A 19,897-nucleotide genomic window follows, 5' to 3' on the forward strand; every position below is an offset into this window, starting at 1 on the left:
AACTCATGAAAGCCGTAGATGTTCGCGCCCTGAGCGCCGATCAACTCAACGAAGAGCTCGCCAAGCTGAAGAAGGAGCAGTTCAACCTGCGCTTCCAGAAGGCAACCGGCCAGCTCGAGAAGTCTTCGCGTATCAACGAAGTCCGCAAGGACATCGCACGCGTCAAAACCATTGCCCGCCAGAAGGCGGCAGAAGCCAAGGCCTAAGGACCAGAAAATATGCCGAAACGCATTCTGCAGGGCACTGTTGTCAGCGACAAGAACGACAAGACCGTCGTCGTACGGGTCGAGCGCCGCTTTGCGCATCCGATCCTCCAGAAGACCGTCCGTCGCTCCAAGAAGTACAAGGCGCATGACGAAAACAACCAGTACAAGGTTGGTGACGTCGTTTCCATCGAGGAATGTGCGCCGATCTCGAAGGATAAGCGCTGGACGGTAGTCGCCGCCCACGCTTGATTTCAGCAGGTTTTGACGCCAAGACCCTTGCGTCTTGGGAAAATACCTGTATGAAGCACGCAATTGAAGCAGGGGAACGCTCGATTCCGGGCGTTCTTTTGCTTTGAGATGAGCACTATAAGCCGGGCGAGGGGGTTTCGACCCAACCGGCCTGGTAACAACAAGAAGGCGACCTGACATGATTCAGATGCAAACAAACCTCGACGTGGCGGATAATTCCGGCGCACGTCGTGTCATGTGCATCAAGGTGCTGGGCGGCTCCAAGCGCAAGTATGCGTCGGTCGGCGACATCATTGTCGTTTCGATCAAGGAAGCCATTCCGCGCGGCCGCGTAAAGAAGGGTGATGTCATGAAGGCTGTTGTCGTTCGCACTGCGAAGGACATCCGCCGTCCGGATGGCTCTGTCATCCGCTTTGACACCAACGCAGCCGTTCTTATCGATAACAAGAAAGAGCCGATCGGCACCCGTATCTTCGGACCGGTTCCGCGCGAACTTCGCGCCAAGAACCACATGAAGATCATCTCGCTGGCTCCAGAAGTACTCTAAGGGAGCGTTGAGAGATGCAAAAGATTCGCAAAGGCGACAAAGTCGTCGTTCTCACCGGTAAGGACAAGGGTCGTACCGGCGAAGTCGTACAGGTAATGCCGAAGGAAGACCGGGCTGTCGTGCGTGGCGTAAACATGGTGAAGCGTCACCAGCGCCAGACCCAGAGCCAGGAAGCCGGCATCATCAACAAGGAAGCCTCGATCCATCTTTCGAACATCGCGATTGCCGATCCGAAGGACGGCAAGCCGACCCGCGTCGGTTTCAAGATCGATGGCGACAAGAAGGTCCGCGTGGCCAAGCGTTCGGGAGTAGTGATCGATGGCTAAGTCCGCTTACGAGCCGCGGCTCAAGAAGGAATATGTCGAGCGTATTCGTGCGGCTATGCAGGAGAAGTTCTCCTACGCCAACGAAATGCAGATCCCGCGCCTCGACAAGATCGTCATCAATATGGGCGTTGGCGAATCGACGGGCGACTCCAAGAAGCCGACCGTTGCTGCAGCCGACCTCGCAGCGATTGCTGGTCAGAAGCCGGTAATCACCCGCGCTCGCAACTCCATCGCAGGCTTCAAGCTTCGCGAAGGTATGCCGATCGGTGCCAAGGTTACCCTGCGCGGCGTTCGGATGTTTGAGTTCCTGGATCGCCTCGTGAACATCGCGCTTCCGCGCGTTCGCGACTTCCGTGGCCTCAATCCGAAGTCCTTTGACGGACGTGGCAACTTCGCCATGGGCGTCAAGGAACACATTGTGTTCCCTGAGATCAACTACGACAAGGTTGATCAGATGTGGGGCATGGACATCATCGTTTGCACGACGGCTACTAACGACGACGAAGCTCGCGCTCTGCTCACAGAGTTCAACTTCCCGTTCCGTCAGTAATCCGTAACGACAAGCGTAAAGAAGGATAACTGTAATGGCGAAAACGAGCGCAGTTGAAAAGAACAAGCGCCGCCGCAAACTGGTTGCCTCGCAGGCTGCAAAGCGTGCCGCTCTGAAGGCGACCATCATGAACCAGTCTCTGCCGATTGAAGAGCGGTTCAAGGCAACCATCAAGCTGGCAGGCCTGCCGCGCGATGGATCCAAGACCCGCATCCGCAACCGTTGCGAAGTTACCGGCCGTCCGCGCGCCTTCTATCGTAAACTTCGTATGTCGCGTATTGCGCTTCGCGAACTGGGCAACCTCGGCAAGGTGCCGGGTATTGTCAAGTCGAGCTGGTAAGGAGACGGGCACATGGCAATGACTGATCCGCTGGGCGATATGCTCACCCGTATCCGTAACGGCGCGGCTCGCCGCAAGTCGAGCGTTTCCACGCCGGCTTCGAAGCTCCGTGCACGTGTTCTGGATGTTCTTCAGGCTGAAGGCTACATCCGTGGTTACTCCGAAGTCGTATTCGGCAACGGTAAGGCCGAGCTGAACATCGAACTGAAGTACTACGAAGGCGCTTCCGTGATCCGTGAGATCGGACGCGTCTCCAAGCCGGGCCGCCGAGTTTATGTCTCGGTTAAGTCCATTCCGCAGGTCGCGAACGGCCTCGGCATCACCATCCTTTCGACCCCGAAGGGCGTGATGGCCGATCATCAGGCACGCGAACAGAATGTTGGTGGCGAGATCCTTTGCTCCGTCTTCTAATCGAAGACGGTAGCAAGTTCTCCATAGCGAACAGACAGGTATAAAAATGTCTCGTATCGGTAAGAAGCCCGTTCAGGTTCCGGCAGGCGTCACGGCAAGCGTTGATGGCCAGAAGGTAACGGCGAAGGGCCCGAAGGGCGAACTGTTCTTTGTTGCAAACGACGAAGTATCGGTAAAGCTCGAAGAAAATGCGGTTGTTGTACAGCCGCTCAGCCAGAGCAAGGATGCTCGTTCGAAGTGGGGCATGTCCCGCACGATGATCGAGAACATCTTCAAGGGCGTCAAGGACGGTTACGAGCGCAAGCTCGAAATCAACGGCGTTGGTTATCGTGCGTCGCTGCAGGGCAAGAACCTGCAGCTGGCGCTCGGCTTCAGCCACGACGTCGTCTACCAGACCCCGGAAGGCATCACGATTGCTGTTCCGAAGCCGACCGAAATCATCGTGTCCGGCATCAACAAGCAGCAGGTCGGCCAGGTTGCCGCGGAAATCCGCGAATACCGCGGCCCCGAGCCCTACAAGGGCAAGGGCGTCAAGTATGCCGAAGAGCGGATTGTCCGCAAAGAAGGCAAGAAGAAGTAAGGATCACGCGAAATGGCTAGCAGGAAAGATACTCTTGTGCGTCGCGCCAACCGCGTGCGCCGTCAAATCAAGGCGGTCGCCAATGGCCGTCCGCGCCTGTCGGTTCATCGCTCGTCGAAGAACATCTACGTACAGGTTATCGACGACGTGGCCGGCAAGACGCTTGCGTCTGCCTCCACGCTCGATACCGATCTGCGTTCGTCGTTGAAGACGGGCGCTGACACGGCAGCTGCTGCTGCCGTCGGCAAGCTCATCGCTGAGCGTGCCGCTAAGGCTGGCGTCAAGGACGTTGTCTTTGATCGTGGCGCCTTCATCTATCACGGCCGCATCAAGGCTTTGGCCGATGCTGCCCGTGAAGGTGGTCTGAACTTCTGATCGGTCGCCAGGCGGGCGTTGCGCCTGCCTGGCACTCTCATAGGTTTCCGGTCGCATCCGATCCATCGGACGGGGGCGACTTTTGTCAATCTGCCGATTGCACCCGGAAAAGAAAAAGGAAAAGGACAATGGCACAGGAAAGAAAGGGTTCTCGCGAAGATCGCCAGAACCGCGAAGAGCGCGACAGCGAATTTGTCGATAAGCTCGTAGCAATTAACCGCGTCGCCAAGGTGGTGAAGGGCGGTCGTCGTTTCGGTTTCGCCGCTCTCGTCGTCGTTGGCGACCAGAAGGGCCGCGTTGGCTTCGGTCATGGCAAGGCACGCGAAGTGCCGGAAGCCATCCGCAAGGCAACCGAAGCCGCAAAGCGCGACCTGATTTTCGTCCCGCTGCGTGGTGGTCGTACCCTGCATCACGACGTTCACGGTCGTCATGGCGCCGGCAAGGTGCTGCTGCGTTCGGCCAAGGCCGGTACCGGTATCATCGCTGGTGGCCCGATGCGCGCCGTCTTCGAAACGCTCGGCGTTCATGACGTCGTTGCCAAGTCGACCGGTTCGTCGAACCCCTACAACATGGTTCGCGCAACGTTCGACGCCCTCAAGAACCAGATGCACCCGAAGGACATCGCAGCTCAGCGCGGCATGAAGTACGCCACGCTCCAGGCTCGTCGTGTTTCCTCCGGCGCTGCTTCCGAAGAATAAGGGAGCTGACAGATGGCTAAGAAAGAAGTCGCAGCGAAGACCGTTACCGTCGAGCAGATCGGTAGCCCCATTCGCCGTCCGGCCGTACAGCGTCAGACGCTGATCGGCCTGGGCCTCAACAAGATGCACCGGGTTCGCACGCTGGAAGACACTCCGTCTGTCCGTGGCATGATCCGGACCGTCCAGCACCTCGTTCGCGTCGTCGACGAGAAGTGAGGGGGATAAGCTCATGAAACTGAATGAAATCAAGGACAACGAAGGCTCGACCCACAGCCGTAAGCGTCTTGGCCGTGGTATCGGCTCGGGCTCCGGCAAGACCGCCGGTCGCGGTGTGAAGGGTCAGAAGGCTCGTTCGGGCGTCGCCATCAACGGCTTCGAAGGCGGCCAGATGCCGATCTACCGTCGTCTGCCGAAGCGCGGCTTCAACAACATCTTCGCTTCGGAGTTTGTTGTCGTGTCGCTCGGCCGTATCCAGACGGCAATCGACGCCAAGAAGCTCGATGCTTCCAAGACCGTTGACGCAGCTGCCCTCAAGGCTGCCGGCGTCATCCGTCGCGAAAAGGACGGCGTCCGCGTTCTGGCCGACGGCGAACTGAAGGCGAAGGTTTCGCTCGAAGTTGCCGGTGCTTCCAAGTCGGCGATCGAGAAGATCGAAAAGGCTGGCGGCTCGATCAAGCTGCTCGCTGCGGCTGCTGAATAATATTATTGATGAACCGCCCGGGGTGCTTCACTCCGGGCGGTTTTGCTCCCATATGTGAGCCTCACGTCCGCAAGCGCGAATCGCTCGCCGCGGCGGACATAGCGGAAACCACGGTGAGGCATCCGATTGCAGACACAATCGCCTCGCGTCCGGTTTTCAAGACGAAAAGTTAGTCCTTCCGGAACGGACCGGGTGTTCCCGCTGATTCCGAGATTTGGTACGCGGAGAATTGCATGGCTTCTGCAGCGGAACAGCTCGCCTCGAACCTGAATTTCTCGACTTTCGCCAAGGCGGAAGATCTGAAGAAACGGCTCTGGTTCACGCTTGGTGCGCTTCTGGTTTACCGTCTTGGCACCTATATCCCGCTGCCCGGTCTTAACCCGGAAGCGTTTGCCCAGGCATTCCGCGGCCAGAGCGGCGGTATCCTCGGCCTCTTCAACATGTTTTCGGGCGGTGCAGTTGAGCGCATGGCGATCTTCGCGCTCGGCATCATGCCCTATATCTCTGCTTCGATTATCGTTCAGCTGATGACCTCTGTCGTTCCGGCACTGGAACAGCTGAAAAAGGAAGGCGAGCAGGGCCGCAAGATCATCAACCAGTACACCCGTTACGGCACGGTGCTTCTCGGCACGGCGCAGGCTTACGCCATCGCCGTCGGTCTCGAGAGCGGCAACGGCCTCGTCAACGATCCGGGTTGGTTCTTCCGTGTTTCGACCGTCATTTCTCTGCTTGGCGGCACCATGTTCCTGATGTGGCTCGGTGAACAGATCACCTCGCGCGGCATCGGCAACGGCATCTCGCTGATCATTTTCGCCGGTATCGTCGCACATCTGCCGACGGCTCTCGCTGGCACGCTCGAACTCGGCCGCACCGGCGCTCTGTCCACCCCGCTGATCCTCGCGATCATCGTCATGGTCGTCGGCGTCATCGCGCTCATCGTGTTCGTCGAACGTGCGCAGCGGCGGCTTCTGATCCAGTATCCGAAGCGCCAGGTCGGCAACCGCATGTTCCAGGGCGACACCTCGCACCTGCCGCTGAAGCTCAACACCGCGGGCGTCATCCCGGCGATCTTCGCCTCGTCGCTGCTGCTTCTGCCGGCAACGCTCGCAGGCTTTGCCAATACGGCGACGCTGCCGGGTTGGGCGACCACCGTGGTTGGCGCACTTGCGCACGGCAAGCCGCTCTACATGGTGCTTTACGGTGCGATGATCGCGTTCTTCGCCTTCTTCTACACCGCGATCGTGTTCAATCCGAAGGATACGGCTGACAATCTGAAGAAGCACGGCGGCTTCATTCCGGGCATTCGTCCGGGCGAGCGTACCGCGGAATATATCGATTATGTCCTGACGCGCATCACCGTGATCGGTGCGGCCTATCTGATCTTCGTCTGCATTCTGCCGGAAGTTCTGATCGCTCAGACCGGCGTGCCGTTCTACCTTGGTGGTACGTCGCTTTTGATTGTTGTCAGCGTCACCCTTGATACGGTAGCACAGATCCAGGGCCACCTCATCGCACAGCAATATGAGGGGCTGATCAAGAAGTCGAAGCTGCGCGGAGGAAAGAGGGGACGATGAGACTGATTTTTTTGGGACCGCCGGGCGCTGGCAAGGGGACACAGGCCAAGCTTCTGACGGAGAGATACGGCATTCCGCAGCTTTCCACAGGAGATATGCTGCGGGCGGCCGTCGCCCAGGCGACCGAGGTCGGCAAGCGTGCGAAGGCGGTCATGGATGCCGGTCAGCTGGTATCCGATGAGATCGTCAACGAAATCGTGTCGGATCGCATCGACCAGCCGGACTGCGCGAAGGGGTTCATCCTTGACGGTTACCCGCGCACGGTTCCGCAGGCGATTGCGCTCGGCAAGATGCTCGAGGGCAAGGGTCTGAAGCTCGATGCCGTAATCGAGCTCAAGGTCGACGAGGCAGCCCTTGTAAAGCGGATGGAGAATCGCGTAGCGGAAACCATCGCAGCCGGCGGAACCGTCCGTTCGGACGACAATCCGGAAGCCTTCAAGCGCCGGCTGACCGAGTACCGTGAAAAGACGGCGCCGCTCTCGGAGCACTACGCCGGAACGGGGCAGCTCAGAACGGTTGATGGCATGGCGGAAGTGAACACCGTCACCGCCGAGATCGAGAAGATTCTGGCTTAGACACTGGTCTTTGCCGAAAAGGAACTGCCGGGGAGTTGACTTTTCCGGCCGATTCCGCCAAAGACAGCGCCAACTCGCGACATGAGAGCGGTCGGCGCGGTCTTCAAAGAAAATGAAGTCCGGGTACGGTCGTTTTTGACGTGTCTCGAACCTCAATCAACGTGCGGCTCTTCGAGGTCGCGTAACGAAGCACCTATTGCCGGATGGCAACTGGAACGCAAGGAGAATAGACGTGGCACGTATCGCTGGCGTCAACATCCCGACGGCAAAGCGCGTAGTTATTGCGCTGACCTACATTCACGGGATCGGCCCGAAATTCGCACAGGAAATCATCGAGAAGGTCGGTATTCCGGCTGATCGTCGCGTGCATCAGCTGACGGACGCTGAAGTCCTGCAGATCCGCGAAACGATCGACCGCGACTACCAGGTCGAAGGTGACCTGCGTCGCGAGACCTCGATGAACATCAAGCGCCTGATGGACCTCGGCTGCTACCGCGGCCTGCGTCACCGTCGTGGCCTGCCGGTTCGCGGTCAACGCACCCACACCAACGCCCGCACCCGCAAGGGTCCGGCGAAGGCGATTGCCGGTAAGAAGAAGTAATTTCCCGAAAAGGGAGATTGGGAGGCTGGTGTCAAGCGCCGGCCTCCTTTTGCAGTTTGGAAGGGCGTTTGCCTGACCTTTGTTCGGCCGATCCGGCCGGGCGATATGTTCGCCGGACGATATCTCGTCCTGCGGGAAATGAAGATGCAGGGCAGGGGACGTCAAATCCTTTTCCCGGTGGAGCCGCTGGAATTACGGCGGTGCAGAGATCTAAGAAAGGGATCCTATGGCCAAGGAAGCCACCCGCGTTCGCCGTCGCGAACGCAAGAACATCACGTCTGGCGTCGCGCACGTCAATTCGTCGTTCAACAACACCATGATCACCATCACCGACGCACAGGGCAACGCGATTGCCTGGTCGTCTGCCGGTGCCAAGGGTTTCAAGGGTTCGCGTAAGTCGACCCCGTTTGCCGCACAGATCGCCGCTGAAGACTGCGCCAAGAAGGCTCAGGAACACGGCATGAAGTCGCTGGAAGTCGAAGTTTGCGGTCCGGGTTCCGGCCGTGAATCCGCACTTCGCGCGCTGCAGGCTGCGGGCTTCATGATCACCTCGATCCGCGATGTGACCCCGATCCCGCACAACGGCTGCCGCCCGCGCAAGAAGCGCCGCGTCTGATCATATGCATTCAACATGCCGGTGAGGGCGCAGACGCGCGCTCCCGGTCTTCGGGGCTCGGTTGCCACGATTGGATGGTGGCAACGAACGGAAGGCAGAAAACATGATCCAGAAGAATTGGCAGGAACTGATCAAGCCGAACAAGGTGGAGTTCGTCTCCTCCGGCCGCACCAAGGCAACGTTGGTTGCGGAACCGCTTGAACGCGGCTTCGGTCTGACGCTCGGCAACGCGCTTCGCCGCGTGCTGCTGTCGTCGCTGCGCGGTGCTGCTGTCACCGCAGTGCAGATCGACGGCGTCCTGCACGAGTTCTCCTCTATCCCGGGCGTCCGGGAAGATGTGACGGACATCGTGCTCAACATCAAGGAAATCGCCATCAAGATGGATGGCGACGACGCAAAGCGCATGGTCGTGCGCAAGCAGGGTCCGGGCGTTGTAACCGCCGGTGACATCCAGACGGTTGGCGATATCGAAATCCTCAACCCGAACCATGTGATCTGCACCCTCGACGAGGGCGCTGAGATCCGCATGGAGTTCACCGTCAACAACGGCAAGGGTTACGTGCCGGCTGATCGCAACCGTTCGGAAGATGCTCCGATCGGCCTGATCCCGGTCGACAGCCTGTACTCGCCGGTCAAGAAAGTGTCCTACAAGGTGGAAAACACCCGCGAAGGCCAGGTTCTTGACTATGACAAGCTGACGATGTCGATCGAGACGGACGGTTCCGTCACCGGTGAAGATGCGATCGCATTTGCGGCCCGCATCCTTCAGGACCAGCTGTCGGTGTTCGTCAACTTCGACGAGCCGCAGAAGGAAGCAGAGGAAGAGGCAGTTACCGAACTCGCCTTCAACCCGGCGCTTCTCAAGAAGGTCGACGAACTGGAACTTTCGGTCCGTTCGGCCAACTGCCTGAAGAACGACAACATCGTCTACATCGGCGACCTCATTCAGAAGACCGAAGCAGAAATGCTCCGCACGCCGAATTTTGGTCGCAAGTCGCTGAACGAAATCAAGGAAGTTCTCGCTTCCATGGGCCTGCACCTCGGCATGGAAGTGCCGTCCTGGCCGCCCGAGAACATCGAAGATCTCGCCAAGCGTTACGAAGACCAATACTAACCATTAGACTGCGGGCGAATGCCTGCAAGTGAAGGAGAATAGCCATGCGCCACGGTAAAGCCGGCCGCAAGCTGAATAGAACCGCCAGCCACCGCAAGGCGATGTTTGCCAACATGGCAGCTTCGCTGATCGAACACGAGCAGATCGTTACGACCCTGCCGAAGGCCAAGGAAATCCGCCCGATCGTCGAGAAGCTCGTCACGCTCGGCAAGCGCGGTGACCTGCACGCTCGCCGCCAGGCGATCTCGCAGATCCGCGACGCCGCTGTCGTTGCCAAGCTGTTCGACACGATCGCATCGCGCTACGCCACCCGCAACGGCGGCTACCTGCGCATCATGAAGGCTGGCTTCCGTCACGGCGACAACGCCGCGCTCGCCGTCATCGAATTCGTTGACCGCGACGTCTCGGCAAAGGGCGCGAAGGATCTCGCCCGCGTTGCTGCAGAAGCCGAAGCTGCTGAAGCAGCCTAAGCCGATCGAAGGCAGAAAATTGAAGCGGCCGGGTGTTCGTCACCCGGCCGCTTTTTCTTTTGGGGCTGTTGCTTAGCGTGCGTTTGACGGTGTGCTCGTTCTGTCACCGTTTCGTCGAAATGCGATCGAGGGTCGATGTCCTGGCGAGGCGAAGATGGCCTCAGGCGCTTCCGGCGGCGGTTCTGACCGGCGCATTGGCCGCCTGTCGCTTGCGCCGCAGATACGGCTTGCGCACCAGCCGCCAGACAAGCAGTACGGCGACGAGCCCGAGATAAAGCAGCTGTTCGGCGCCGATGACCTTCACCGACATCGAAAAATGCACGGCGCCGGCGGCGGCGATCACATAGGCCAGGCGGTGAAGCGTGTTCCACCGCGTACCAAGCCTGCGGATCGACCAGTTGTTGGAGGTGAGCGCCAGCGGGATCAGCATGACGAGTGCGGCCATGCCGATGGTGATGAAGGGGCGGCGGGCGATGTCGGCCAGTATGCTCGGAAAGTTTAGCCGCTGATCGAGCAGCATGTAGGCGAGGAAGTGCATCAGCACATAGTAGAACGCCAGCAAACCCAGGGCCCGCCGATAGCGCAGCCAGTTGATGCCGAATAGGTCGCGAATCGGCGAGATCGCCAATGTCGCGACGAGGAAACGCAGCGCCCAGAGGCCGAGCAGGTGTTCGAATTCCTTGACCGGGTTTCCGGGCAGTTGGCCCGTAGCGCCGAGATAGAATGCATAGGCGGCGGGCAGTAGGCCAAAGCCGTAGAGCCCCCAGAGCGAGGCCGAATGGTAGCGTTTCGGGAGCGAGGGCAGGCGGGCCATGATCAATAGTTCGCTCTGAGATCCATGCCGGCATAAAGTCCGGCCACCTCGTCGGCATAGCCATTGAAGGGCAGGGTATCGCGCCGGTTGGAGCCGAAGAAGCCGCCACCGCCGATGCGGTTTTCCGTTGCCTGGCTCCAGCGTGGATGATCGACCGCCGGATTGACGTTGGCAAAGAAGCCGTACTCGTTCGGCGCCGAGAGGTTCCAGGTGGACGGTGGCTGGGTTTCCGTGAGCGAAATGCGCACAATCGACTTGATCCCCTTGAAACCGTATTTCCAGGGGGTAACCAGCCGGATCGGCGCGCCGTTCTGGTTGGGAAGCGTCTTGCCGTAGACGCCGACGGACAGCAGCGTCAGCGGGTGACGGGCCTCGTCGAGCCTCAGCCCTTCGCGATAGGGCCAGGCAAGCGGCTGGAAGAAACCGGATTGTCCCGGCATTTCCGACGGGCGCACCACGGTTTCGAACGAGACATATTTCGCGCTGCCAAGCGGCTCTACCTTGTCGAGCAGGGCCGAGAGCTGAAACCCGGTCCAGGGGATCACCATCGACCAGGCCTCGACACAGCGCATGCGGTAGACGCGTTCCTCGATCGGGAGCGCGAGCAGTTCCTCGAGCCCGAATTCCTTCGGCTTGCCGACGAGGCCATCGACTTTCACCGTCCAGGGCGTTGCCTTGAAGCTGTTCGAATTGGCAGCCGGGTCGCCCTTGCCGGTCCCGAACTCATAGAAATTGTTGTAGCTGGTGACGTCGGCCTCCGGCGTCAGGTCTTCGTCGACAGTATATTTGCTCTTGGGCGCGCCGAGTGCGGCCGCCAGCCCCGTGCCGCTGCCCGCAAGCAGCATGCCGCCGCCAGCAGCAGCCCCGAGGAAGGTGCGGCGGTTGAAAAAGAGGGCCTCCGGGGTGATCTCGGAGGAAACGATTTGCGGCGGGCGGTAAGATGGCATGGTCTTTTCCGAAGTGATTTATGAGCCTTGTCTTCTATGAACTCACCAGACTTTCGATCACCGTGAAAGGGGTTGCGAACCACGTTTTCGTGCGTAGCGCGTGAAGCTGGCAACTTTGCATATCCTGCGCCAACATTTGCCTTTTTTCCCGCGAAATCCTATCTGAACGTAGCCGCGACGAATAGGAGAATGCTTTACATGATCGTAGGTCGAAGAGCGCTTGTTTCGCTCGTCATCGCTGTTTCTCTCGCCTGTCCGGCATTGGCCCAGGAGGCCAAGAGCGTTCCGCAGTCGCGGACCGAAATGCAGCTTTCCTTTGCGCCTCTCGTCAAGCAGACGGCAAATGCCGTCGTCAACGTCTATGCCGAGCGGGTGGTCGAGCGTCGGTCGATTTTCTCCGGCGATCCCTTCTTCGAGGAGTTCTTCGGCCAGCGCATGCCGAACCGCTCGGAGAAGCAGTCTTCGCTCGGTTCCGGGGTGATCGTCGGCAAGAACGGCATCGTCGTGACCAATAACCACGTCATCGAGGGCGCCGACGATATCAAGGTGGCGCTGGCCGATGGCCGCGAGTTTCCCTGCAAGATCGTGCTCAAGGACGACCGGCTCGACCTCGCTGTTTTGAAGATCCAGTCGGACGGTCCCTTCGACATCGTGCCGCTTGGTGATTCCGATGCGGTCGAGGTCGGCGACCTCGTGCTTGCGATCGGCAACCCCTTCGGCGTCGGCCAGACGGTGACGAGCGGCATCGTCTCGGCGCTCGCGCGCAATCAGGTCTCCTCGGGCGATTTCGGCTTCTTCATCCAGACGGATGCGGCGATCAACCCGGGTAATTCCGGCGGTGGCCTTATCGACATGAACGGCCAGCTCATTGGCATCAACACGGCCATCTTCTCCAAGGGCGGCGGTTCTAACGGCGTTGGCTTTGCCATCCCCGCCAATCTGGTGAAGGTTTTCGTTGCGTCGGCCGAAGGCGGCAACGGCGCTTTCGTGCGTCCTTTCATCGGCGCCAGCTTCGAGCCGGTCACTTCGGAAGTGGCCGAAGCCCTTGGCCTCAGCCGCGCCCGTGGTGCGCTGGTGACCGCCGTCGTGGCCGGTGGCCCGGCCGAACAGGCCGGTATCAAGCCCGGCCAGGTGATCACCGCCGTCAACGGCATCGAGGTCGAACATCCCGACGCACTCGGTTATCGCCTGACGACGGTCGGCATCGGTCATGAGGCGCGCGTCTCCGTATCGGAAAACGGCAAGCCGCGGGAAGTGACGATCAAGCTCGACCGGGCTCCAGAAACGTCGCCACGGGATGAGCGGCTGATTGAAGGTCGTAACCCCTTCGCCGGTGCAGTCGTCGCCAACCTGTCGCCGCGCCTTGCCGACGAGCTGCGCATGTCGACCTCGCTGCAGGGCGTCGTCGTCATGCAGGTCAATCGCGGTTCGCCCGCCGCCCGCATCGGCCTCGAGCCGAAGGACATCGTGCGGTCGGTCAACGGCACGGCGATCGACACGTCGAAGACGCTGGAACAGGTAATGGCCGACGATGCCTCCTTCTGGCGCGTCGAGATCGAGCGCGACGGCCAGCTCATCCGTCAGTTCTTCCGATGAGCGACCTGTTCACCGCCCACGAGCCACCGGAAATGGCGTCGGCAAGACCGCTTGCCGACCGGCTTCGCCCGCGAACGCTTGCCGAAGTCACCGGTCAGGATCACCTGACCGGTGAGGACGGCGTGCTGTCGCGCATGATTGCTTCCGGTTCGCTCGGGTCGATGATCTTCTGGGGGCCGCCCGGAACCGGCAAGACGACCGTGGCGCGGCTGCTTTCGGGGGAGGCGGGTCTCGCCTTCGAGCAGATCTCGGCGATCTTCTCCGGCGTCGCTGATCTCAAGAAGGTGTTCGAGGCGGCGCGGGCAAGGCGCATGTCCGGCCGTCAGACGCTGCTCTTCGTCGACGAGATTCATCGCTTCAACCGGGCACAGCAGGACAGCTTCCTGCCGGTGATGGAAGACGGCACCGTGATCCTTGTCGGCGCGACGACGGAAAACCCATCCTTCGAACTCAACGCCGCTCTCTTGTCCCGAGCTCGGGTGCTGACCTTCAAGCCGCACGGCGAAGACAGTATCGAGGAACTGCTGTCGCGCGCCGAAGAGTCCGAGGCCAAGAAACTGCCGCTCGATGCGGATGCGCGCGCCAGCCTCATCCGCATGGCCGACGGCGACGGTCGCGCTGCGCTGACACTGGCGGAAGAAGTCTGGCGCGCCGCGCGCCGCGACGAGATCTTCGATGCGGCAGCACTCCAGAACATCGTACAGCGCCGGGCGCCCGTCTATGACAAGGGCCAGGACGGCCACTACAATCTGATCTCGGCCCTGCACAAGTCGGTGCGTGGCTCTGATCCGGATGCCGCACTCTACTATCTCTGCCGCATGTTCGATGCCGGCGAGGATCCGCTTTATCTCGGGCGGCGCCTGGTGCGCATGGCGGTCGAGGACATCGGCCTTGCCGACCCGCAGGCCCTGGTGATCTGCAACGCCGCCAAGGACGCCTATGACTATCTCGGCTCGCCCGAGGGCGAACTGGCGCTTGCCGAAGCCTGCGTCTATCTCGCGACCGCGCCGAAATCGAACGGCGTCTATACCGCCTACAAGGCAGCGATGCGGGCGGCGAAGGAAAACGGCTCGCTGCTGCCGCCGAAACATATCCTCAACGCCCCGACGAAACTGATGAAGGGTGAGGGCTACGGCGACGGCTACCGCTACGACCATGACGAGCCGGATGCTTTTTCCGGTCAGGACTATTTCCCCGAGAAGATGGGGCGCAGAACCTTCTATGATCCGCCGGAGCGCGGTTTCGAGCGCGAGATCCGCAAGCGGCTGGAATGGTGGGCGAAACTCCGTCGGGAGCGCAACGCACCGTAGGGGCAGACTTACAGACCCTCAGCGCCTCGCACGTTTCCATGGTTTCAACGACAGCGTGAAATGGTTTAGCTTTGCCGCGGACGCAGGGCTGATTTGCCCTTGACCGCCTTGCCGGCGAAACTGGAGTGTGAGATAGAACCCGCGTTGCAGACGGCTGCACGGTTCGCAAAGGCGATACCGAACATCCGCGGGGACGGCCTCGCTCCAAACTTTGGGAGTTTGACATGGCCTGGTTCCTTCTTCTGCTTGCCGGTATTCTTGAAATCGGCTGGGCAATTGGTCTCAAATACACGGATGGTTTTACGCGGGTGACACCGACGATCCTGACCGTCGGTTCGATGATCCTCAGCATCGCGTTGCTCGGTCTCGCCGTGCGGACCCTGCCGCTCGGTACGGCTTACGCTGTTTGGACCGGCATCGGCACCGTCGGCACCGTGATCCTCGGCATTTTCCTCTTCGCAGAGCCGGCAACCTTCGTTCGCCTTGGCTGCATCGCGCTCATCGTCAGCGGTATCGCCGGCCTGAAGCTGGCCGCTTAACGCTGCGGCTATTGGCTTCCGTTACGTTAGCGCGAACAGAGCCGCTCTGACGCCGACATATTGAACAAAAAAGAAAGCGGGCTGCGCGTCGGAAGACACGCAGCCCGCTTCGCATTCCGTGGTATCCGGTGTCGTCAGCGCAGGGCGTCAAGAACCGTGGCGACCGCCTGCATTTCCTGCCAGCGGTTCTCGCGGCGGCGGAAGGCCTCCTCGTCGGTTCCCCAATGTTCGATCTGCCAGTCCTCGTCGACATGGGCGGCCGTCCAGGCTTCTTCGGCGGATATCCGGCCGGAAGCGAAGGCGAGCGCCAGCAACGCAGAGCCGGTCAGGCTCGTCACCGTGTGGACGCAGGTGAGGCCGAGCGGGGTTGCGAAGGCGCGCAGGCCTTCGGCATAGGCGGAAAGTCCTTCCTCCGGCTGCTCCTGGTGGATCACGCCTTCGGCGAGGATGAAACGGGCGCCGAGTGCCTGCTGGGCCCACTCGATCACCGGGTTCCAGATTTCGTTCTGGCGGGCGACGAGGCCTTCCGGGCTATCGGCGCGATAGCAGAGCATGTCCGTTCCGGCGAAACGCAGGATATCGTCGAAGACCGAGCGCTGGTCCTTGGCGACGCCGTCAAGTGCGGTATTGACGATACGCGTGATCGGCATCTTGCCGGGATCGATGACCTCTGCCTGCGCATCCCATTCGGCGGCGAGCATGTCGGCGAGCTTGCGCGTCGGCACGGCAAGCGGCTGCTTGGCCGGCGTGCGCACGGTGCGGCCGTCGAGCAGCACCGCGTGCGTATCGCCATCGGCCGCGGCCACGCTGACGTCCTTGTAGAAGCGCTTCGGCAGCGGCTTCAGCATCTGGATTTGCGCGCGGCGGACCGGATCCTCGTGGCTCATCGCACCGCTGAGTTCGTCGCGAATATCAGACATGATTGTGTTCCATCCATTCAATGATGTCGGCCGGCGTCCGGGCAACGAAATCCGCGCCCGCCTCGATGAGGTCGGGAACGGAAGCATAGCCCCAGGCAACGCCAATGGCGGATGCTCCAGCGGCTTTGGCCATCTGCATGTCGTAGATCGCGTCGCCGATGACGACCGTATCCTTCGCATCTATGCCGGCTTCAAAGCAGCATTCCGTCACCATGGCCGGATGCGGCTTGGAGGGACAGTCGTCGGCGGTGCGGGACACGAAGAAGATCCGGTCGAAGCCGTGAGTCTCGGAAATATGCGTCAGGCCGCGACGCGACTTGCCGGTTACGGCGCCGATCAACAGTGCGTCGCGTGACGACAGCGTCTGCATCATGTCGGCGATACCCGGAAACAGAAGCTCCTGGAAGCCTGCCTCTGCGCGAACGCCGGCGAAGATCGACTTGTAGTGCGCCGTCATCGCCAGCGCCTGATCGTCGACATGTTCGCGGCCGAGCAGGCGCGCGATGGCAATGTCGAGGGTCAAGCCGATAATGCTCTTGGTTGCCGAGAGGGGCGGGCGCTCGAGATCGAAGGCATCGAAGGTGCGCGCCATCACTTCATGGATCAGGCCTCCGCTATCGACCAGCGTACCGTCACAATCAAAAAGCGCCAGTTTCATCAGTCGTCCTCGCCAGGCTCGTTCTCTTCGAAGCCCAGCAGATTCCAGCTCTGGACCATGTGCGGTGGCAGCGGCGCGGTCACGCGCAGGCGACCACCGTCCGGGTGAGGAATATCGATATGGCGCGCGTGCAGATGCAGACGGTTCTGCATGCCGCCGGGCAGGCTCCAGTTGATATCGGCGTCGAAATATTTGGGGTCGCCGAGGATCGGGTGTCCAATGTGCAGTGCATGGACGCGAAGCTGATGGGTGCGGCCGGTATAGGGCTCCATCTCCAGCCAGGCGAGGTTCTGTGCGGCCTGTTCGCGAATACGGTAGTAGGAGATGGCGTGGTCGGCACCGTCTTCGCCGTGTTTGGCGATGCGCATACGGTCGCCATCCGGCGTCTGCTCCTTGACGAGCCAGGTGGAGATGCGGTCTTCGCGCTTGCGCGGCACGCCCTTGACCAGCGCCCAGTAGGTCTTTTTGGTGTCGCGCTCGCGGAAGGCGGCGGTCAGCTTCTGCGCTGCACCCCGGGTGCGGGCGATCACCAACACGCCTGACGTGTCGCGGTCGAGCCGGTGGACGAGACGCGGCTTTTCGCCCTTCTGGTTGGTCCAGGCTTCAAGCATCTTGTCGATATGTCGGTTGACGCCCGAGCCGCCCTGAACGGCAAGGCCGGCAGGCTTGTTGAGCACGATAACCTTGGCGTCCTCGTGCAGCACCATGCGCGACAGCAGTTCGCCGTCAGGTGAGTTCCTGAGGTCGCGTCCGGCGATCGGCCCGGTCTTGGTTTCCTTGGGATCCACTCCGAGCGGCGGAATGCGGATCGTCTGGCCGGGCTGGATCCGCGTGTCGGATTTGGCGCGGGCACCGTCGACGCGGATCTGGCCGGAGCGCAAAAGCTTCTGCAGCGGGCCGAAGCCCAGTCCCGGAAAGTGCACCTTGAACCAGCGATCCAGGCGCATGCCCGCCTCGTCACCGTCCACTTGCCTGTGTTCTATGCCTGCCATTTGAGCGAACCTGCCTTCTGTTTGGTCGCAGCGTCGCGCGTCGGTCCGAAGCCCCTGCGTTGGGATGACGCAAAGAGGAAGCTTCAGGCGCGCAAAGGCTGCCGCAATATTTTCGTTGCTGCATGACAATGCCCTCGAAGCGACAACGGTTGAAGGACAATGCAGCAATGCGCCGCGTGTCCCCTGGATACGCAGCGCCTGTAAGACGAGCCTTTAGACTATTGCGCGCATCAGAGCCAGCCCGCTGAAGACCGCGAGGATCGAAAGCGCGACACTGGCGATGACATAGACGGCCGATAGCATGACATCGCCGCGCTCGAAGAGCGTGATTGCGTCCAGCGAGAAGGCGGAAAAGGTGGTGTAACCGCCGAGAATGCCGGTGATGAGGAAGACACGCATGTCCGGCGAGGCGCCGAACTTGCGCATGATCACTTCGGCGAGCACGCCGATCAGGAACGACCCCGTTATGTTGACGCCAAACGTGCCCCAGGGAAAGCCGGACCCGAAGCGGTGAACGGCCCAGAGACCGACGAGATAACGCAGCATCGAGCCGATCGCACCGCCGGTGCCAACAAGGAGAAGGTGGGTCATCAGTCGCTCCGGGTAGGTTGACGGCGCAATTCCGCGAAAGCGGCTTTCATACGGAATTGCGCCATTCGGTGGCTAGATCAGCCGCTCGGCATGCCAGCGCAGATGATCGTCCATGAAAGTCGAGATGAAGTAGTAGGAATGGTCGTAGCGTTCATGCATGCGCAGCGTCAAATCGATGCCGGTGCCCTTGACCGCTTCCTCGAACAGCCAGGGACGCAGGCCGTTTTCAAGGAAGCTGTCGGCCTTGCCCTGATCGATCAGGAACTCGGGGAAGCGCGCACCATCCTTGACGAGCGCGCAGGCATCATATTGGCGCCATGCGGCGCGGTCCGCGCCCAGATATTTCTCGAAGGCGCCGATCGACCAGTCGGCGGTCGAAGGCTCGACGATCGGGGCGAAGGCCGAGCAGCTCTTGAAGCGGCCCGGGTTCTTGAGCGCGATGGTCATGGCGCCGTGACCGCCCATCGAATGGCCGAAGATGCCCTGGCGGCTCATGTCCATGCGGAAGTGCTGGCTGACGAAGGCGGGCAGCTCCTCGGTGATGTAGCTATACATCTGGTAGTGCTCGGCCCAGGGCGTTTCGGTGGCATCGAGATAGAAGCTTGCGCCCTTGCCCATCTGCCAGTTCGTCAGTTCGTCGGGAACATCAGTGCCGCGCGGACTCGTATCCGGGCAGACGACGATCAAGCCGAGCTCGGCGGCCATGCGCCGGTACTCGCCTTTCTCCATGACGTTCGCATGTGTGCAGGTGAGGCCGGAGAGATACCAGAGCACCGGCCGCGGCTCGTTGATTGCCTGTGGCGGTACGAAGACGGCGAAGGTCATCTCGCCCTTGCAGGCCCTGGAATCGTGCGAAAAGACGCCCTGCATGCCGCCGAAGGCGGTGTTTTGCGAAAGGACTTTCATGGGATGCTCCTTGGATAAAGATGCTCAGCCGGCAAGCTGCACGGCCGCATTGACGGCGGCGGCGACGAGCACGGTGTTGAAGAAAAACGATACGATGGCGTGTATCAGGTTGATGCGCCGCATGGCCGTCTTGGTGATGGCGACATCGGAGGTTTGCGCCGTCATGCCGATGACGAAGGAAAAATAGAGGAAGTCAAAGCCGCCGGGCTCGGGCGTTTCGGGAAAATCGAGTCCGCGTGCCGGTTCGGTGGTCGGACCATCGGGCGCTGGGACCCAATAGACATGGGCATAGTGCATGGCCGCCATCATGTGGATCGTTGCCCAGCCGAGCACGACGGAGGCAAAGGCGAGGCCGAGCGCCAGCGCCGAGCCGGACTTCTCGCCGTTGAGCGCGAAAAACAAGGATACGAGCGAACTTGCGGCTGCCCCGAACGTCACGAGCAGGATCACGACCTCGGGCTCGTCGGTGTTCCTGGCATGGGTCTTCAGATGCCGGCCAGTCATCATCCGCAAGCGCCGCCAGCATAGGACGAGATAGACGCAGAAGAAGGTGATCGCTGCCCCTTCAAGGGCGAAACGCTGCGCCACGAACCAGAGGACAGGCACGCTTGCGAGCGCGCACAGAATGGCAGTGTAAAACGGCCAGTGCCTGAGCTTAGTCGTCGCTGCCATGCTAGTGCCCCTGCGATTGC

Annotated in this window: 29 protein-coding genes; 21 read left to right on the forward strand and 8 right to left on the reverse strand. The window is 60.8% G+C overall.

What is annotated here, in order from left to right:
* Positions 1 to 5 precede the first annotated feature (5 nt).
* From rpmC to rplQ, 18 genes are all read left to right on the forward strand, one after another.
* The gene (gene rpmC / locus IB277_RS04920; RefSeq protein ID WP_034795543.1) at positions 6 to 206 is read left to right on the forward strand and encodes a 50S ribosomal protein L29; all 201 of its coding nucleotides are present in this window, start codon (positions 6 to 8) and stop codon (positions 204 to 206) included.
* Positions 207 to 218: 12 nt separating this feature from the next.
* Positions 219 to 455 (forward strand): 30S ribosomal protein S17, encoded by a 237-nt coding sequence (gene rpsQ, locus IB277_RS04925; RefSeq protein ID WP_034795546.1) that lies wholly within the window; start codon positions 219 to 221, stop codon positions 453 to 455.
* Between the two features lie 178 nt (positions 456 to 633).
* Positions 634 to 1,002: a 50S ribosomal protein L14 gene (gene rplN, locus IB277_RS04930; RefSeq protein ID WP_034795548.1), complete on the forward strand. Its 369-nt coding sequence runs from the start codon at positions 634 to 636 to the stop codon at positions 1,000 to 1,002.
* 14 nt (positions 1,003 to 1,016) lie between these two features.
* Complete coding sequence (gene rplX / locus IB277_RS04935; RefSeq protein WP_025426674.1) at positions 1,017 to 1,328, forward strand: 50S ribosomal protein L24; 312 nt, start codon at positions 1,017 to 1,019, stop codon at positions 1,326 to 1,328.
* The gene (gene rplE, locus IB277_RS04940) at positions 1,321 to 1,878 is read left to right on the forward strand and encodes a 50S ribosomal protein L5 (RefSeq protein ID WP_034795552.1); all 558 of its coding nucleotides are present in this window, start codon (positions 1,321 to 1,323) and stop codon (positions 1,876 to 1,878) included. The genes rplX and rplE overlap by 8 nt, the downstream gene beginning before the upstream one ends.
* 34 nt (positions 1,879 to 1,912) lie before the next feature.
* Positions 1,913 to 2,218, forward strand: coding sequence for a 30S ribosomal protein S14 (rpsN, locus tag IB277_RS04945; RefSeq protein WP_034795562.1), 306 nt, complete (start codon positions 1,913 to 1,915; stop codon positions 2,216 to 2,218).
* Between the two features lie 12 nt (positions 2,219 to 2,230).
* Positions 2,231 to 2,629: a 30S ribosomal protein S8 gene (rpsH, locus tag IB277_RS04950; protein WP_025426677.1), complete on the forward strand. Its 399-nt coding sequence runs from the start codon at positions 2,231 to 2,233 to the stop codon at positions 2,627 to 2,629.
* Positions 2,630 to 2,675: 46 nt separating this feature from the next.
* On the forward strand, positions 2,676 to 3,209 hold the full coding sequence (gene rplF, locus IB277_RS04955; protein WP_034795564.1) for a 50S ribosomal protein L6: 534 nt from the start codon (positions 2,676 to 2,678) through the stop codon (positions 3,207 to 3,209).
* A 12-nt stretch (positions 3,210 to 3,221) separates the two neighbouring features.
* Positions 3,222 to 3,584 carry a 50S ribosomal protein L18 gene (gene rplR / locus IB277_RS04960; protein WP_034795567.1) on the forward strand — a complete coding sequence of 121 codons (363 nt, stop codon included), beginning with the start codon at positions 3,222 to 3,224 and terminating at the stop codon, positions 3,582 to 3,584.
* 128 nt (positions 3,585 to 3,712) lie between these two features.
* Positions 3,713 to 4,282: a 30S ribosomal protein S5 gene (gene rpsE / locus IB277_RS04965; protein ID WP_034795569.1), complete on the forward strand. Its 570-nt coding sequence runs from the start codon at positions 3,713 to 3,715 to the stop codon at positions 4,280 to 4,282.
* A 12-nt stretch (positions 4,283 to 4,294) separates the two neighbouring features.
* Positions 4,295 to 4,498 carry a 50S ribosomal protein L30 gene (rpmD, locus tag IB277_RS04970; protein ID WP_043623384.1) on the forward strand — a complete coding sequence of 68 codons (204 nt, stop codon included), beginning with the start codon at positions 4,295 to 4,297 and terminating at the stop codon, positions 4,496 to 4,498.
* 13 nt (positions 4,499 to 4,511) lie between these two features.
* Positions 4,512 to 4,982 carry a 50S ribosomal protein L15 gene (rplO, locus tag IB277_RS04975; protein ID WP_034795576.1) on the forward strand — a complete coding sequence of 157 codons (471 nt, stop codon included), beginning with the start codon at positions 4,512 to 4,514 and terminating at the stop codon, positions 4,980 to 4,982.
* Between the two features lie 233 nt (positions 4,983 to 5,215).
* Positions 5,216 to 6,556, forward strand: coding sequence for a preprotein translocase subunit SecY (gene secY, locus IB277_RS04980; RefSeq protein ID WP_034795578.1), 1,341 nt, complete (start codon positions 5,216 to 5,218; stop codon positions 6,554 to 6,556).
* Positions 6,553 to 7,131, forward strand: coding sequence for an adenylate kinase (locus IB277_RS04985; protein WP_034795582.1), 579 nt, complete (start codon positions 6,553 to 6,555; stop codon positions 7,129 to 7,131). Before secY ends, IB277_RS04985 begins: the two co-directional genes overlap by 4 nt.
* Before the next feature lie 232 nt (positions 7,132 to 7,363).
* Complete coding sequence (gene rpsM / locus IB277_RS04990; RefSeq protein WP_034795586.1) at positions 7,364 to 7,732, forward strand: 30S ribosomal protein S13; 369 nt, start codon at positions 7,364 to 7,366, stop codon at positions 7,730 to 7,732.
* 226 nt (positions 7,733 to 7,958) lie between these two features.
* Complete coding sequence (gene rpsK / locus IB277_RS04995) at positions 7,959 to 8,348, forward strand: 30S ribosomal protein S11 (RefSeq protein ID WP_003536496.1); 390 nt, start codon at positions 7,959 to 7,961, stop codon at positions 8,346 to 8,348.
* Between the two features lie 103 nt (positions 8,349 to 8,451).
* Positions 8,452 to 9,462, forward strand: a complete 1,011-nt coding sequence (locus IB277_RS05000) for a DNA-directed RNA polymerase subunit alpha (RefSeq protein WP_034795592.1) — start codon at positions 8,452 to 8,454, stop codon at positions 9,460 to 9,462.
* Between the two features lie 44 nt (positions 9,463 to 9,506).
* Positions 9,507 to 9,932, forward strand: coding sequence for a 50S ribosomal protein L17 (gene rplQ, locus IB277_RS05005; protein ID WP_034795595.1), 426 nt, complete (start codon positions 9,507 to 9,509; stop codon positions 9,930 to 9,932).
* A 160-nt stretch (positions 9,933 to 10,092) separates the two neighbouring features.
* Here rplQ and msrQ read toward each other — a convergent pair whose 3' ends face one another.
* Both msrQ and msrP read right to left on the reverse strand, forming a co-directional pair.
* Complete coding sequence (msrQ, locus tag IB277_RS05010; protein ID WP_110819888.1) at positions 10,093 to 10,746, reverse strand: protein-methionine-sulfoxide reductase heme-binding subunit MsrQ; 654 nt, start codon at positions 10,744 to 10,746, stop codon at positions 10,093 to 10,095.
* 2 nt (positions 10,747 to 10,748) lie between these two features.
* A complete protein-coding gene (msrP, locus tag IB277_RS05015; protein WP_090302250.1) occupies positions 10,749 to 11,693 on the reverse strand; it encodes a protein-methionine-sulfoxide reductase catalytic subunit MsrP in 945 nt (314 codons plus the stop codon).
* Positions 11,694 to 11,891: 198 nt separating this feature from the next.
* Between msrP and IB277_RS05020 the strand changes: the two genes are divergently transcribed.
* The 3 genes from IB277_RS05020 to sugE all read left to right on the forward strand — a co-directional run bounded on the left by IB277_RS05020 (position 11,892) and on the right by sugE (position 15,138).
* Positions 11,892 to 13,289 (forward strand): DegQ family serine endoprotease, encoded by a 1,398-nt coding sequence (locus IB277_RS05020; protein WP_060610178.1) that lies wholly within the window; start codon positions 11,892 to 11,894, stop codon positions 13,287 to 13,289.
* Positions 13,286 to 14,599 carry a replication-associated recombination protein A gene (locus tag IB277_RS05025; protein WP_060610175.1) on the forward strand — a complete coding sequence of 438 codons (1,314 nt, stop codon included), beginning with the start codon at positions 13,286 to 13,288 and terminating at the stop codon, positions 14,597 to 14,599. The genes IB277_RS05020 and IB277_RS05025 overlap by 4 nt, the downstream gene beginning before the upstream one ends.
* 224 nt (positions 14,600 to 14,823) lie before the next feature.
* Positions 14,824 to 15,138 (forward strand): quaternary ammonium compound efflux SMR transporter SugE, encoded by a 315-nt coding sequence (sugE, locus tag IB277_RS05030; RefSeq protein ID WP_034795623.1) that lies wholly within the window; start codon positions 14,824 to 14,826, stop codon positions 15,136 to 15,138.
* A 134-nt stretch (positions 15,139 to 15,272) separates the two neighbouring features.
* On the opposite strand, the gene IB277_RS05035 is transcribed toward sugE, so the two are convergent.
* The 6 genes from IB277_RS05035 to IB277_RS05060 form a co-directional block, all read right to left on the reverse strand.
* The gene (locus IB277_RS05035) at positions 15,273 to 16,058 is read right to left on the reverse strand and encodes an ATP12 family chaperone protein (protein ID WP_192370795.1); all 786 of its coding nucleotides are present in this window, start codon (positions 16,056 to 16,058) and stop codon (positions 15,273 to 15,275) included.
* Complete coding sequence (locus IB277_RS05040; protein ID WP_090302252.1) at positions 16,051 to 16,716, reverse strand: HAD-IA family hydrolase; 666 nt, start codon at positions 16,714 to 16,716, stop codon at positions 16,051 to 16,053. Before IB277_RS05040 ends, IB277_RS05035 begins: the two co-directional genes overlap by 8 nt.
* On the reverse strand, positions 16,716 to 17,708 hold the full coding sequence (locus IB277_RS05045) for an RluA family pseudouridine synthase (protein ID WP_034795631.1): 993 nt from the start codon (positions 17,706 to 17,708) through the stop codon (positions 16,716 to 16,718). Before IB277_RS05045 ends, IB277_RS05040 begins: the two co-directional genes overlap by 1 nt.
* Before the next feature lie 213 nt (positions 17,709 to 17,921).
* On the reverse strand, positions 17,922 to 18,299 hold the full coding sequence (gene crcB, locus IB277_RS05050; RefSeq protein ID WP_060585477.1) for a fluoride efflux transporter CrcB: 378 nt from the start codon (positions 18,297 to 18,299) through the stop codon (positions 17,922 to 17,924).
* Between the two features lie 72 nt (positions 18,300 to 18,371).
* Positions 18,372 to 19,205 (reverse strand): S-formylglutathione hydrolase, encoded by an 834-nt coding sequence (gene fghA, locus IB277_RS05055; RefSeq protein ID WP_090302254.1) that lies wholly within the window; start codon positions 19,203 to 19,205, stop codon positions 18,372 to 18,374.
* Between the two features lie 24 nt (positions 19,206 to 19,229).
* Positions 19,230 to 19,877, reverse strand: coding sequence for a DUF1345 domain-containing protein (locus IB277_RS05060; RefSeq protein ID WP_034795640.1), 648 nt, complete (start codon positions 19,875 to 19,877; stop codon positions 19,230 to 19,232).
* Positions 19,878 to 19,897 lie beyond the last annotated feature (20 nt).

It is taken from the genome of Ensifer sp. ENS07 (assembly GCF_014852185.1).
GTDB lineage: Bacteria > Pseudomonadota > Alphaproteobacteria > Rhizobiales > Rhizobiaceae > Ensifer > Ensifer adhaerens.